Origin of the sequence: Tepidiforma sp. (assembly GCF_034433535.1) — a bacterium.
GTDB lineage: Bacteria > Chloroflexota > Dehalococcoidia > Tepidiformales > Tepidiformaceae > Tepidiforma.
The window spans coordinates 1-12,534 of record NZ_DAOUAO010000139.1 but is presented as its reverse complement, the minus strand read 5'-3'; the positions used below and the strand labels follow the sequence as shown (position 1 = coordinate 12,534).

The window sequence follows — 12,534 nt, the reverse complement described above, 5'->3', positions numbered from 1 at the left end:
ACCAACTTCCGCACCATCTTCGGCCTTTCCATCGCCGACCGCTCCACCCAGGACGCCCTCTACTTCATCACGGCCGGTGCCCTCCTCCTGGCGATGACGTTCGCCATCGCCCTCACCCGGGCGCCCTTCGGCAACCTCATGCTCGCCATCCGCGACGACGAAGACCGCCTGCGCTTCTCCGGACACAACGTGGCGGTCCTGAAGGCCGCGGTCTATGCGATTTCGGCTGCCCTCGCCGGCATCGCCGGCGCGCTCTACGTGCCCCAGGTCGGCATCATCTCGCCCGCCAACATCGGCATCGTCCCCTCGATCGAGTTCGTCCTCCTCGTGGCGGTCGGCGGGCGGGCCACCATCAGCGGTGCGGTGCTGGGCGCGGTGCTTGTCAGCTGGGCGCGCAGCACCCTCAGCGAGAACTACCCCGACACCTGGCTCTACTACTTCGGGGCCCTCTTCATCGCCGCCGTCCTTATCTTCCCGGCCGGCATCGTGGGGACCTTCCGCAGCCTGGCCGCTCGCCGCTCTCTCCCGATCCGCTGGCCGCCGCTCCCGCGGTCCGCCAGCCTCGACCTTGAAGCAAGGAGCGCCGGCCGTGAGTGAAGCGATTCTCAAAGCCGAAAACCTTCGCCTCAGCTTCGATGGGTTCGCCGTCCTCGACAACCTCAGCCTCGTCATCGCCCGCGGCGAGCTTCGCTTCCTCATCGGCCCCAACGGCGCCGGCAAGACCACCTTCATGGATGTCATCTCCGGCAAGGTCCGCCCCGATTCGGGCCGCGTCCTCTTCGACCCGACCGTCCCCGCCTCGGGCGACCCGTACCCCTCCGCCATCGAAATCCACGGCGAGATCCGCTTCGAAGGCCTCGACCTCACCCGCATGTCCGAAGACGCAATCGTCCGCGCCGGCATCGCCCGCAAGTTCCAGACGCCCTCCGTCTTCAACTCGCTCAGCGTCGCCCGCAACCTCGCCGTCGCGGCCGCCTTTCGCGACCGCTTCTACCGCCACCTGCTACCGACCCCGCGCGAACGGCGCGAGCGGATCGCCGAGGCCCTCGACACCGTCGGGCTCAGCCACCGCGCCGACGTCCTCGCCGGGGCGCTCTCCCACGGCGAGCGGCAGTGGCTCGAAATCGCCATGCTGCTCGTCCAGTCCCCGCGCGTCCTCCTCCTCGATGAGCCCATCGCCGGCATGACCCGCGAGGAGCGCGAGCGCACCGGCGAACTCCTCCACCGCCTCGCCGGCGCCCACACCATCCTGATCACCGAGCACGACATGGACTTCGTCCGCCAGTTTGCCCGGACCGTCACCGTCCTCCACCAGGGGCGGGTCCTCCGGGAGGGCACGATCGACGAAATCCAGCAGGACCCCGTCGTCCAGCAGGTCTACCTCGGACGCCAGCACACCATCGCCGGAGCCGCCTCATGACCGCCCTCCTCTCGCGCCTGCTACCAGCCTCCCCGCCCCCATCCGCCGACCCCGGCGCGCTCCTCGCGGTCGACCATCTCGACCTCGCCTACGGCCAGTCCCGCGCCGTCCGAAACGTCTCCCTTCGCGTGGCGCCCGGCCAGGTGGTCTGCGTCGTGGGCCGCAATGGCGCCGGCAAGACCACCCTGCTGAAGGGCATCATCGGCAGCCTCGGCCCGCGAGCCGGCCGTATCCTGTTCGAAGGCCGCGACCTTACCGGCTCCCCGCCGTACCAGCGCGCCCGCGCCGGCATCGGGTACGTGCCCCAGGGCCGCGGCATCTTCCCCCACCTCTCCGTGTACGAAAACCTGCTCATCGGCCTCGAACCGGTCCGCGGACGGCTCGATGGCCAGCTCGAGCAAGTCTTCACTCTCTTCCCCGTGCTCAAGGAGATGGCGCGCCGCACCGCCGGTGTCCTCTCCGGGGGCCAGCAGCAGCAGCTCGCCATCGGGCGGGCGCTCATGGGCCGCCCGCGCCTGCTCCTCCTTGATGAGCCCACCGAGGGCATCCAGCCCTCCATCGTCCAGCAGATCGAGGAGGTCATCGCCGGGCTCAAGGGCTCCCTCGCCGTCCTGCTCGTCGAGCAATTTCTCGATTTCGCCCTCGCCATCGGCGATTACTGCTACGTGCTCGAATCCGGCCAGGTGACCTTCGAGGGCACCCCTGGTTCCCTCGATACGGCCGCCCTTCGTTCGGCCCTCGCGGTCTAGTCGCTCAGGCTCGAGGCATCCGGAATCGCGCCGGCGGCTGCCAGCGCCGCGCCTCCTGCTCCCATGCCTCGCCTTCCGCGCACGCCCGCAGGATCGCTTCCGCCAGCGCTCGCGCCGACTCCAGCGTGAGCTCCACGCCCACCCGCGCCTCGACGCCTCCGCCGGCGTCCACGAAGTCCAGCATCACCGCGTGCTCACGGTCCACCCGCAGGGGATGGTCATACGCCACAGTGGCCCGGTTCACGCCGAACCAGCCCTGCCGTCCAAACCCGGCCCCTTCGACGCTGGTGCTCACCACGATATTCGTGCACATCGCTCACGCCCCCGTGCCGAGGTGCTGCCAGAAGAACGCGATCACCTTCTTCCAGCCGTCGACCGCCGCTTCCGCCCGGTAGGCGGCCGGCCGGTCGTGGTAGAAGAAGCCGTGCCCGGCGCCCGGGTACATGTGGAACTCGTACGGCTTCCCGTGGCGCTTGAGCTCCTCCTCATGCAGGGCCACCTGTTCGGGCGAGGGGGCCCGGTCCTCTTCACCGAACAGGCCGAGGAGCGGGCAGGACAGGTCCTGCGTGTAGTCGATCGGCGCTACCGGCCGCTTCTCGGTCAGGTCCTCCGGCCGCATCACCACGCCGCCTCCCCAGAGGTCGACGCACGCATCGAACCGTTCGAGGCACGCCGCGAGGTAGGCGTGCCGCCCGCCCGAGCACGTCCCGGTGACCCCCACCTTCCCGTTCGACTGTGGCAGCGAACGCAGAAAATCGCGGCAGGCCGCCGCATCGGCCACCACCTGCGCATCGGGCACTCCGCCCTCGGCCCGCACCCGGGCTGCCACATCCTCCGGCGCCCCGGTCCCGGCACGGCAGTAGAGGTCAGGCGCGGCCACCATGAAGCCGTGGTAGGCCAGCTTGCGCGCGGCCTCCTTCGTCCACTCATCCCAGCCCGGCATGTGATGTAGCCACACCACCCCCGGGTGCGGACCCGGCCCCAGCGGCCGTGCGAAGTACACCGAAATCCAGGTCCCCCCGGCCCCCGGGATCTTCGTCGTCTCGGCCAGCATCCCTTCGTATGCGCCCGTATCGGCCATCGGCAGGCACCTCCCGTGTGCGAATCAGGTTCGTGCGCCGCAGTATAGGCCGGGCCGACCCGGATCGCCCCGCCTACTCCATCTCGCCCCAGTTGCGGCCCTGCTTCAGGTCCACCTTGAGCGGGACCTTCAGCTCGATGCTTGCTGGCATCAGGCGCGCCGCGAGCTCGCGCACCGCCTCAACCTCCTCCGCCGGGCACTCGAAAATCAGCTCGTCGTGGATTTGCAGGATCATCCGGCTCCGGAGCCCCCGTTCCCGCAGCTCCTGGTCCACCCGAATCATCGCCACCTTGATGATGTCTGCCGCCGTGCCCTGGATCGGCATGTTGATGGCTTCCCGCTCCGCTGCGGCGCGCACCTGGAAGTTCGAACTCCGGATCGCCGGCAGGTAGCGCCGCCGCCCGAACAGCGTCTCGGCGTAGCCGTGCTCACGGGTGAACTCCAGCGTCTCCTGCTGCCACCGCGCGATCCCGGGGAAGTTCCGGTAGTAGCTGGTGATGAATGCCTCGGCCTCCTCGCGCGTCATCCCCGTGCGGCTCGCCAGCCCGAACTCGCCCATCCCGTAGGCGATACCGAAGTTGACCATCTTGGCCGTGTCCCGCATCTGGCGGGTCACCTCCGAAGGGTCGACCCCGTAGACCGTCGCCGCCGTCGCGCGGTGGATGTCCTGGTCCGCGAGGAAGGCAGCGATCAGCCCCTCGTCGCCAGTGATGTGCGCCAGGATCCGCAGCTCGATCTGCGAATAGTCCGCGCCCACCAGCCACGGTTCGTCAAAGTATCCCGCTACGAACGCCCGCCGGATGACCCGCCCGGTGTCCGTACGCACCGGAATGTTCTGCAGGTTCGGGTTGATGCTGCTCAGCCGCCCCGTGGCCGCGACCGTCTGTTGGAAATCCGTATGAATTCGGCCATCCTCGCCCACCGTCCCGGGCAGGGCGTCAGCGTAGGTCGATTTCAGCTTCGTCAATTCCCGGTACTGGAAAATCAGATCGATGATCGGCGTGAGCGGGCGAAGCGATTCGAGCGCGCGCTGGTCGGTGCTGTACCCCTGCGTGGTCTTGCGCGTCTTCGGCAGCCCAAGCTCCCCGAACAGGACGTCGCTCAGCTGCTTCGGACTCCCAATGTTGAACTCGTGCCCGACGATCGCGTAGATCTCGCGCTCCGCCCGCGCTGCCTCTTCGCCCAGCTGCCGAGACGCTTCCCGGAGCACCCCGGGGTCAACGGCCACGCCCACCCGCTCCATCCGCTGGAGCACGCCCACCAGCGGCATCTCCATCTCGGCGAACAGGCTCCACTGACCGCGCTCCTCCAGCACGGCCCGCAGCGGCTCGCGAAGCCGCAGGGCGTAATCCGCCTGCTGACAGGCGTACGGCGTCACCGCCTCAATGCTTGCCATCGCCAGCGCAGTCGCGTTGCGGCCGGTCCCCGTCAGCGAGGCCAGCCCGATCAGTTCCACCCCGAGCCGCTCGTTGACCAGCGCGTGCAGGGTCGATGAGGTCTCCCCGAGGAGGAACGCCGCAATCGCCACGTCGAAGTCGTACCCCGCAAGCGCAATCCCCAGCCGCTCCAGCTGATGGATGAGGTACTTCACCTGGTAGCCGGCCTTCTTCACCCCGGCATCTTCGAGCACCGGCCCCAGCACCTCGCCGAGCTCCTCGCGCGAGACCTGGCGCGTCTCGCCGTCCATCCGCGGGGCGTGCCCCAGCGGCACGTACCAGGCCGCCCCGGGCTCCGTGGCGAAGGCCAGCCCCAGCAGCGTCGGGTGGCTCGGTTCGCCTGTCGTGGTCACCCCCGCGATGGCGAACTGCCCTGCCGTGCGCAATCGCTCCGCCAGCTGCTCCAGTGCGTCACGCTCCACCACCGCCGTGTACTGCCCCTCAGCCTGCGCCGTCTCCGTCACCTGCTTCCGGGCCCCGAGCACCTCGTCCAGCCGCTGGGCCAGCACCCGGAACTCGAGCTCCCGGAAGAGCGCCGCGATCCGCTCCCGGTCGAAATCCCGGACCCGGCACTTCTCCAGGTCGAACTCGACGGGTACATCGGTGTGAATAGTCACCAGCTCCTTGTTCCGGAAGGCGATCTCGCGCCCATCGATGAGCTTCTGCTTCAGTGACCCCTTCACCAGCTCGATGTTCTCGTAGATCGCCTCCAGCGGCCCGAACTGCCGGATGAGGTCGGTCGCGGTCTTCTCTCCGATTCCGCGGATTCCCTCCACGTTGTCGCTGGTATCACCCTTCAGCGCCTTGAAATCGATCATGTACTTCGGGCTGAACCCCCAGCGCTCGGCCGCCTTCGCCTCGTCGTACTCCACCACATCCCGCTGGAACGGCCGGAACATGAACAGCTTGATGTTCGGGCCCAGGAGCTGCACCAGGTCCGTATCCAGCGTGGCGATGTACGCCTCGACACCCTGCGACGCCGCCAGCTTCGCGATGGTGCCCGCGACGTCATCGGCCTCGTACCCCGGCACCTCGAAAATCGGGATGCCGAACGCATCAAGCAGCTCTCGCACCCGCCCCATCTGCCGAAGCAGCTCATCCGGGGTCGGCCGACGCGTGGCCTTGTACGCTTCGCTCGCCTCGTGCCGGAAGGTCTTCCCGCCCGCATCCCACGCCGCACAGATGTGCGTCGGCCGCAGCAGGTCCAGCACCCGAATAAGCGTCTCCGCGTACCCGTGGACCGCGAACGTCAGCTCCCCTTTTGAGGTCATCAGCGGCCGGTCCGAGTTCGCAAACGCGAAGAACGCACGGTACAGGATCCCGTGCGAATCCAGCACTACCAGCCGCGGCCGACCGTCCTGCGCCTCGGGCACCGCGCCAGTATACCGCGCCCCACTCCTTCGCCCCCGCTACACTATCCCCGGCAGCACACCAAGCACACCACCGGGAGCCCCTCGCACATGGATTTTCGCCTCACCCCCGAACAGGAAGCCTTCCAGGCCGAAGTGATCGACTTCATCGAGCACGGCCTGCCCGCCGGCTGGGACGAAGAGTTCGAATCGCTCGAAGACCGCCTCGCCGTCGAACGCGACATCATGAAGCGCCTGGCGGCCCGCCGGTGGCTCGCCCTGCCCTGGCCGAAGGAGTACGGCGGCCTCGGCGCCTCGCCCATGCAGCAGATGCTCTTCAACGAACAGATGGCCTACCACGGCGTTCCCGGCACCGTGAACATGGGCGTGGCCTGGGTCGGCCCGGTCGTCATGCTCTACGGCACCGAAGAGCAAAAGTCGCGCTTCCTCACCCGCATCGCCGACGGCACCGACCTCTGGTGCACGCTCTACTCCGAGCCCGGCGCCGGCTCCGACCTCGCCGCCATGCAGACCCGCGCCGTCCGCGACGGCGACGACTACGTGATCAACGGCCAGAAAATCTGGACCACCTTCGGCCACTACGCCGACTGGGGCTGGCTCGCTGCCCGCACCGACCCCAACGCCCCCAAGCACAAGGGCATCTCCACCTTCGCAGTGAAGATGGATACCCCCGGCATCACCGTTCGGCCCCTCGTCAATATGGCCGGCACCCACGAATTCAACGAGGTCTACTTCGAGGACGTCCGCGTGCCCGCCGAGAACCTGGTCGGCGAAGAGAACCGCGGCTGGTACAACGTCGCCGTCGGCCTCGACTTCGAACGCTCCTCCATCGGCGCGACCTCCAACGCCCGCCGCACCGTCGATGACCTCGTCGCCTACCTGCGCCAGCGCCGTGGCCGGACCCCGGAGGTCATCCGCCACCGCATGGCCGAACACGCCATCGGCGTCCAGCTGCTCCGCAACCTCGCCTACTACATCGCCTCCCAGCAGGAGAAGACCGGCATCGCCCCCACCCGCGAAGCCCAGATGGCGAAGCTCTTCGGCGCCGAACTCCAGCAGCGCATCGCCGCCACCGCCTTGCAGGTCTTCGGCATGGAGGGTCAGGCCGCCCGCCCCGGGTCGCGGGCGCTCCGCTACCAGTACCTCCTCCTCCGCAGCGTCGCCAACACCATCGAGGGCGGCACCTCCGAAATCCAGCGCACCGTCATCGCAACCCGCGGCCTCGGGCTACCCCGCGAATGATTCGCCTGCGCTTCCGTGGGGCCTGCGGTGCCTGAGCCGGTGATCGCCGCCAGCGGCCTCACGAAGCGCTTCGGTAGCCTTACCGCCGTCGACTCCTTGGACCTCGCCGTCAATCGCGGCGAGGTCTTTGGCTTCCTGGGCCCGAACGGCGCAGGCAAGACCACCACCATCCGCCTCCTGCTCGGCTTCCTCAACCCCACTGCCGGGTCCGCAGCAGTCTTCGGGCGGCCCGGCTCCGACCCGGCTATACGCCGCCGCATCGGCTACCTCCCCGGCGACCTGCACATTGACCCCCGCTACACTGCGAACGACGTGGTCGACTTCTTTGGCCGCCTCCGCGGCGGCGTCGACCCCGCCCGCGTGCGCGCCCTCTGCGAGCGGTTCGCGCTCGACCCGTCCCGCCCCGTCGGCCAGCTGAGCACCGGCAACCGCCGCAAAATCGGCATCCTCCAGGCCTTCATGTCCGCCCCCGACCTGCTCATCCTCGATGAGCCTACCTCCGGGCTCGACCCGCTCCTCCAGCAGGAGTTCCAGCAGCTCGTGCGCGACGAGGTCGCCCGGGGCGCCACCGTCTTCCTCTCCTCCCACGTCCTGCCCGAGGTCGAGGCCCTCGCCGACCGCGTCGGCATCATCCGCCAGGGCCGCCTCGTCACCATCGCCACGCTCGAAGAGCTGCGCCGCCGGGCGCGCCAGCGCATCGACCTCTTCACCCGCGGGCAGCCGCCCCGCGGCCTGTTCGAAGCCGTTCCCGGCGTCGTCTCGGTCGCCTACCACGATTCCGGCGTCCACCTCGTCGTCGAAGGCCCCGTCGATGCCGTCATCAAGGCCGCTGCCGGCCTCAGCGTCGAGCGCATCCACACGCCCGGGCAGGACCTCGAAGAGCTCTTCCTCGAGTACTACCACGGGGGCGAATCATGACCATCTTTCGGCGCGCCCTCCGCGACCGCCGACGCTCCACCCTCTGGTGGGTGCTTGGGCTGCTCGCGCTCAACCTGCTCACGCTCGCCTTCTACCCGTCGATTCGCGGCCAGCAGGAGTTCGATGACCTCGTCCAGCAGATGCCGCCCGCCCTGCGCGACCTCTTCGGCATGAGCGAAGGCATCTCGCTCAGTTCGGCCCCGGGGTATCTTTGGGCTCGCCTGTTTTCCTCGCTCCTCACCGTCCTGCTCGTCATCTACGCTGTCGTCGCCGGGTCGGCCTGCATCGGCGGCAGCGAAGAGGATGGGACCCTCGAGCTCATCCTCGCCAACCCGGTCACCCGCCGCCGCGTCGCGGCCGAGCGGCTCGTTGCCGTCTCAACGCTCTTGGCCCTCCTCGGGGTCGTCTCTGTTGCCACGCTCGTCCTCCTTGCCCCACCCTTCCATGGCCTCGAAAACATCTCCGCGGGCGGGCTCGCCGCCGCCTGCGCTGGCGCCGTCACCCTTGCCGGGTTCCACCTGTCGCTCGCGTTCACCGCGGGTGCCATCACCGGCCGTCGCGGCCCGGGCCTGGCGCTCGGGATGGTCGTCGCCGTCGGGGGATTCCTTGCCCAGGGCCTCCTCACGGCTGCCGGCGCGCCCGCCTGGCTCCGAAACCTCAACCCCTGGTTCTGGTACCTCGAATCCAACCTCCTCGCCTTCGGCCCCAGCTGGGAGGCGTGGCTCCCGGCGCTCCTCCTGTCGATTCCCCCTGCCGCAGTCGCCATCGCCATTTTCGAACGCCGCGACCTTCGCTGACCTCCCTCTGTGGCCCGCATTGGGGAGTCCCCTGCCTCGCTCTGTCAAAATTCCGCAAGAACTGCCACCAAACCCCTCATCACCGGGCCGAAACGTGCCGTTAACTCTGGTGTAACCACCTGCGAGGTCGTCCCCCATGCCGTCCAGCTCCAACGAACCGGCTCCCCTCCTCCCCTTCGACGCCCGCACGCGCCGCGTCCTCGAGCTCCGCGAGGCCATCCACAACGGCACCTATCGCCCCGACCCCCGCGAGGTCGCCGCCGCCCTTCTGCGGCACTGGGCCGATACCGCCGTCGAAGCTGCCCCCGTGGCTCCCTCCGCCGACGACTTCAATCCGGCCCGCTTCCTCGTCGCCGCCAGCTCCGAACCCTCCGCACCGTCCCGCTCAGCCGCCGCCGGCTGATTCCTCGTTACTCCCAGCGCGGCTCGCCGCTGCCGATGGGCGCCGAGGGCAGCTCCCAGTGCGGGTCGGTCTCCGACATCCGCAGGGCGGGGCGCAGAAAGCGCATCCAGCCGTACGGCGTCTCCCGCTCGACCATCACCGGTGCAGGATCGCCGGGCCCCGCCGCCGCTGCAGGGTCGAGGTCGTGGCCCAGCCGGAAATACCACATGCTCGTCTGCGCCAGCGAAACCTGGACCAGCCACGAACCTCCCTCCACCGCCCTCCGCTGCAGCGCCATCATCGCCCCCAGCGCTCCGAAGTAGCCGGTCGTGTAGTCGTTCATCGCTGCCGGGGCCAGCACGGGGCGTCCGGCTCCGCCCTGCACCACGCACACGCCCGTCGTTGCCTGCGCGAGCTGCTCCCAGCCCGGCCGCGGGGCCCACGGCCCGTCGTGCCCGAACGCGTTCTCCGAAACGTAGACAATCCCCGGCCGCAGCCGCGCGACGTCCTCGGGCCCGAACCCGCGGCGCGCCAGCGAGCCCCACTGGAACCCCTGCGAAAACACATCCGCGCCGCGCACGAGCTCCCGCAGCAGCTCCGGCCCCTCGGTGCTCTCGAGGTCGAGAAACGCCTGCCGCTTCCCGTGGCCGGTGTCCATCTCGAACCGCTCGATCGTCGGCAGTCGCGGGCTCGCCAGGTGCAGCACATCGGCCCCGTGCTCCGCCAGCGTTCGCGCCACCGTCGGGCCGGCCAGCACCCGCGTCAGGTCGAGCACCCGGATGCCGCGCAGCGGCCGGTCGGCTTCCCGCAGTGGCTCCGGTTGGGAATCCCCAATCTTCGTGAGCTCCACCACCGGTTTCGTTGCCAGCAGCTGGCCCTGCGGGTGGGCCAGCCACTCCTCGTTCGTACGGCAAACCGCCGCGCACAGGCCCTTCGCCGCCAGCGCGTCCTCCAGCTCGAACGCCCCGCGGCGCCGGGTCGCCGCGGCAATCTCCTCAGCCGCCGCCCCTTCCTCCAGCCCGAGCTCAGCCAGGATGCCCGGACCATGCGTAAAGCTGCCGTGCAGGTGGATGAACCGGCCGTCTCCGCACTCCCAGATGGCCGTCACCTGTGAACCGGCGCGCGGGGACGGCGGACCCGCCTGCCCATCGACCTCAAGCAGCAGGTAGCTCCGCAGCGAAGCCGCCGCATGTCCCACCTCCACCCGTAATGCCTGCCGCCTCCCGCCGCGCAGCTGCCACAGCCGGTCCGCCTCCTGGCCCACCAGCGCCAGGGCGACCGCTGCCCCTTCGCCAAGGTGGAACGGCGACGGTAGCACCGGGTCCCCACCGACCACCTCGACCTCCGTCTCCGGCGCCAGGTGCAGCCCCGCCAGCGCCGCCGCTCGCGCAATCGCCTCACGCTCCACTGCTGCCCGCTCCCCCGCGCTTTCCCGCCACCCGACCCTCGAACCGCGCCCGGTCCACCACGAACCGCTGGTGTGTGCCGTAGCCCACCTGCTCCACCCCATCGTGCGCCGTCCACTCGAAGTCGAACCGCCGCCCGTCGACCGCGACCAGCCGTACCTCGGCCGTCACCGTCAGCCCCTCCGGCGTCGCTCCCGTGTGGTTGATCACAATCTGGGCTCCAACCGTCATCTGCCCCGGCTCGAGGTGGCCCGCCATCCACTCCGCCGCCGTCTTCTCCACCAGCGCGCCCAGCGAGGGCGTCGAAAACACATCCGGCGTCCCCGCGACAATCCTGCTCGCGAAGTGTTCCGGCCCGCAGACCACGGATTGCCGTGCCGTCGCCCCAACCTGCATCCCTTCCAGCCCCATGCAGCCCTCCTTCCGCAGCGAAGTTCGGGCCGCATCATACGCCCCCATCGACACCCTCCCAACCAAAGCACGAAAATGAAACTGTCCAGCAGGCCGGGCAGCCGCCCTGCGTCGTGCGCGCAGGGAGGAAAGTCCGGACTCCACCGGGCAGGGTGCCAGGTAACACCTGGGCGGCGCGAGCCGACGGAAAGTGCAACAGAAACATACCGCCGTGGCGGCACCCGCCGCCGCGGTAAGGGTGAAATGGTGCGGTAAGAGCGCACCGGCGTCCCGGTAACGGGGCGGCCGTGCAAACCCCACCCGGAGCAAGGCCGAATAGGGGAGAAGGGCGCCCGGCCCGTCATCACTCCCGGGTTGGCCGCTAGAGCGCGTCAGCGATGCCGCGCCAAGAGAGATGGCTGCCGTCCCGCCCACGGCGGGATACAGAATCCGGCTTACAGGCCTGCTGGACGCCCACCCGGGCCGGTTCGCCCGGTCCCTCCGCCCATTCCCAGCCCCGCCTCCCATTCGCTACGATCGAACCAACACATACCCCCATGGAGTATCCCAATGCCTGCCGCAACGGCCACTGACGTGACCGACGCAACCTTCGCATCCGAAGTTCTCGAGCGTTCGAAAACCATCCCCGTCGTCGTCGACTTCTGGGCGCCCTGGTGCGGCCCCTGCCGCATGCTCGGCCCCGTCATCGAGAAGGTCGCCGCCGAAAACGAAGGGCGGGTCGTCCTCGCCAAGCTGAACACGGACGAAAACCCCCGCACGGCGATGCAGTACCGCATCCAGGGCATCCCTGCGGTGAAGGCGTTCAAGGACGGCCGGGTCATCGCCGAGTTCACCGGCGCCTACCCCGAGCCGCAGGTCCGCGCCTTCTTCCAGAAAGTCATCGCCTCCGCCGGCCCGGCCGCACCATCGCCGGCCGAGGAGCTCCTCCGGAAAGGCGATGTCGCCGGCGCTGAGCGCGAATACCGCGCCACCCTCCAGAAGTCCCCGAACGACCCCGACGCCGTCCTCGGGCTCGCCTCCATCCTCATCGCCCGCGGCGAGCGCGACGAAGCCACCCGCCTCCTCGACCGCCTCCCCACCGACCGGCGCGCCAGGGCCCTCAAGCACCGCCTCTTCCTCGACGAGTTCCGCCAGAAGCACGCCGCCGAAGACCTCGAGGGCGAGGCGCGCCGGAACCCCCGCGATCCCCGCGCGCGCTACCGCTGGGGCGTCATGCTCGCCGCCCAGGAGCGCTACACCGACGCCCTCGATGAGCTCCTCGAATCCGTCCGCATCGACCGCGCCTTCGCCGATGGCGCCGCCCGCAAGGCGATGCTCGCCGT

General features: G+C 69.4%; 13 protein-coding genes and 1 other RNA gene. 9 read left to right on the top strand and 5 right to left on the bottom strand.

Annotation, left to right across the window (positions count from 1 at the left end; genetic code table 11):
• The 3 genes from VAE46_RS07745 to urtE all read left to right on the top strand — a co-directional run.
• The coding region (locus tag VAE46_RS07745) for an ABC transporter permease subunit (RefSeq protein ID WP_322796353.1) at window positions 1–597 on the top strand (597 nt) is incomplete at its 5' end.
• Window positions 590–1,420 (top strand): ABC transporter ATP-binding protein, encoded by an 831-nt coding sequence (locus VAE46_RS07740; protein WP_322796352.1) that lies wholly within the window; start codon window positions 590–592, stop codon window positions 1,418–1,420. The genes VAE46_RS07745 and VAE46_RS07740, both read left to right, overlap by 8 nt.
• Complete coding sequence (gene urtE, locus VAE46_RS07735; protein ID WP_322796351.1) at window positions 1,417–2,169, top strand: urea ABC transporter ATP-binding subunit UrtE; 753 nt, start codon at window positions 1,417–1,419, stop codon at window positions 2,167–2,169. Before VAE46_RS07740 ends, urtE begins: the two co-directional genes overlap by 4 nt.
• A 4-nt stretch (window positions 2,170–2,173) precedes the next feature.
• On the opposite strand, the gene VAE46_RS07730 is transcribed toward urtE, so the two are convergent.
• From VAE46_RS07730 to polA, 3 genes are all read right to left on the bottom strand, one after another.
• A complete protein-coding gene (locus tag VAE46_RS07730) occupies window positions 2,174–2,482 on the bottom strand; it encodes a DUF6295 family protein (RefSeq protein ID WP_322796350.1) in 309 nt (102 codons plus the stop codon).
• A 3-nt stretch (window positions 2,483–2,485) separates the two neighbouring features.
• Window positions 2,486–3,250, bottom strand: coding sequence for a dienelactone hydrolase family protein (locus VAE46_RS07725; protein WP_322796349.1), 765 nt, complete (start codon window positions 3,248–3,250; stop codon window positions 2,486–2,488).
• Between the two features lie 73 nt (window positions 3,251–3,323).
• A complete protein-coding gene (gene polA, locus VAE46_RS07720) occupies window positions 3,324–6,059 on the bottom strand; it encodes a DNA polymerase I (protein ID WP_322796348.1) in 2,736 nt (911 codons plus the stop codon).
• Window positions 6,060–6,146: 87 nt separating this feature from the next.
• Between polA and VAE46_RS07715 the strand changes: the two genes are divergently transcribed.
• The 4 genes from VAE46_RS07715 to VAE46_RS07700 all read left to right on the top strand — a co-directional run bounded on the left by VAE46_RS07715 (window position 6,147) and on the right by VAE46_RS07700 (window position 9,416).
• Window positions 6,147–7,298: an acyl-CoA dehydrogenase family protein gene (locus tag VAE46_RS07715; RefSeq protein ID WP_322796347.1), complete on the top strand. Its 1,152-nt coding sequence runs from the start codon at window positions 6,147–6,149 to the stop codon at window positions 7,296–7,298.
• Between the two features lie 27 nt (window positions 7,299–7,325).
• A complete protein-coding gene (locus VAE46_RS07710; RefSeq protein WP_322796346.1) occupies window positions 7,326–8,216 on the top strand; it encodes an ABC transporter ATP-binding protein in 891 nt (296 codons plus the stop codon).
• The gene (locus VAE46_RS07705) at window positions 8,213–9,013 is read left to right on the top strand and encodes an ABC transporter permease subunit (protein WP_322796345.1); all 801 of its coding nucleotides are present in this window, start codon (window positions 8,213–8,215) and stop codon (window positions 9,011–9,013) included. The genes VAE46_RS07710 and VAE46_RS07705 overlap by 4 nt, the downstream gene beginning before the upstream one ends.
• A gap of 136 nt (window positions 9,014–9,149) precedes the next feature.
• Window positions 9,150–9,416: a flagellar biosynthesis anti-sigma factor FlgM gene (locus VAE46_RS07700; RefSeq protein ID WP_322796344.1), complete on the top strand. Its 267-nt coding sequence runs from the start codon at window positions 9,150–9,152 to the stop codon at window positions 9,414–9,416.
• Between the two features lie 7 nt (window positions 9,417–9,423).
• Here the strand turns inward: VAE46_RS07700 and VAE46_RS07695 are convergent, their stop codons facing one another.
• Together VAE46_RS07695 and VAE46_RS07690 are read right to left on the bottom strand one after the other, a co-directional pair.
• The gene (locus tag VAE46_RS07695) at window positions 9,424–10,803 is read right to left on the bottom strand and encodes a CoA transferase (RefSeq protein ID WP_322796343.1); all 1,380 of its coding nucleotides are present in this window, start codon (window positions 10,801–10,803) and stop codon (window positions 9,424–9,426) included.
• Window positions 10,793–11,212 (bottom strand): thioesterase family protein, encoded by a 420-nt coding sequence (locus tag VAE46_RS07690; RefSeq protein WP_322796342.1) that lies wholly within the window; start codon window positions 11,210–11,212, stop codon window positions 10,793–10,795. The genes VAE46_RS07695 and VAE46_RS07690 overlap by 11 nt, the downstream gene beginning before the upstream one ends.
• An 85-nt stretch (window positions 11,213–11,297) precedes the next feature.
• Between VAE46_RS07690 and rnpB the strand changes: the two genes are divergently transcribed.
• Window positions 11,298–11,665: RNase P RNA component class A (gene rnpB / locus VAE46_RS07685), an RNA gene on the top strand.
• A gap of 96 nt (window positions 11,666–11,761) precedes the next feature.
• Window positions 11,762–12,534: thioredoxin (trxA, locus tag VAE46_RS07680; RefSeq protein ID WP_322796341.1), on the top strand; the 773-nt coding region annotated here is incomplete at its 3' end.

Bases quoted from the DNA above. Each gene is read 5' to 3' on its own strand.
- urtE (WP_322796351.1), top strand. From the start codon at position 1,417: ATGACCGCCCTCCTCTCGCGCCTGCTACCAGCCTCCCCGCCCCCATCC.
- VAE46_RS07730 (WP_322796350.1), bottom strand. From the start codon at position 2,482: ATGTGCACGAATATCGTGGTGAGCACCAGCGTCGAAGGGGCCGGGTTT.
- VAE46_RS07725 (WP_322796349.1), bottom strand. From the start codon at position 3,250: ATGGCCGATACGGGCGCATACGAAGGGATGCTGGCCGAGACGACGAAG.
- VAE46_RS07715 (WP_322796347.1), top strand. From the start codon at position 6,147: ATGGATTTTCGCCTCACCCCCGAACAGGAAGCCTTCCAGGCCGAAGTG.
- VAE46_RS07705 (WP_322796345.1), top strand. From the start codon at position 8,213: ATGACCATCTTTCGGCGCGCCCTCCGCGACCGCCGACGCTCCACCCTC.
- VAE46_RS07700 (WP_322796344.1), top strand. From the start codon at position 9,150: ATGCCGTCCAGCTCCAACGAACCGGCTCCCCTCCTCCCCTTCGACGCC.
- VAE46_RS07690 (WP_322796342.1), bottom strand. From the start codon at position 11,212: ATGGGGCTGGAAGGGATGCAGGTTGGGGCGACGGCACGGCAATCCGTG.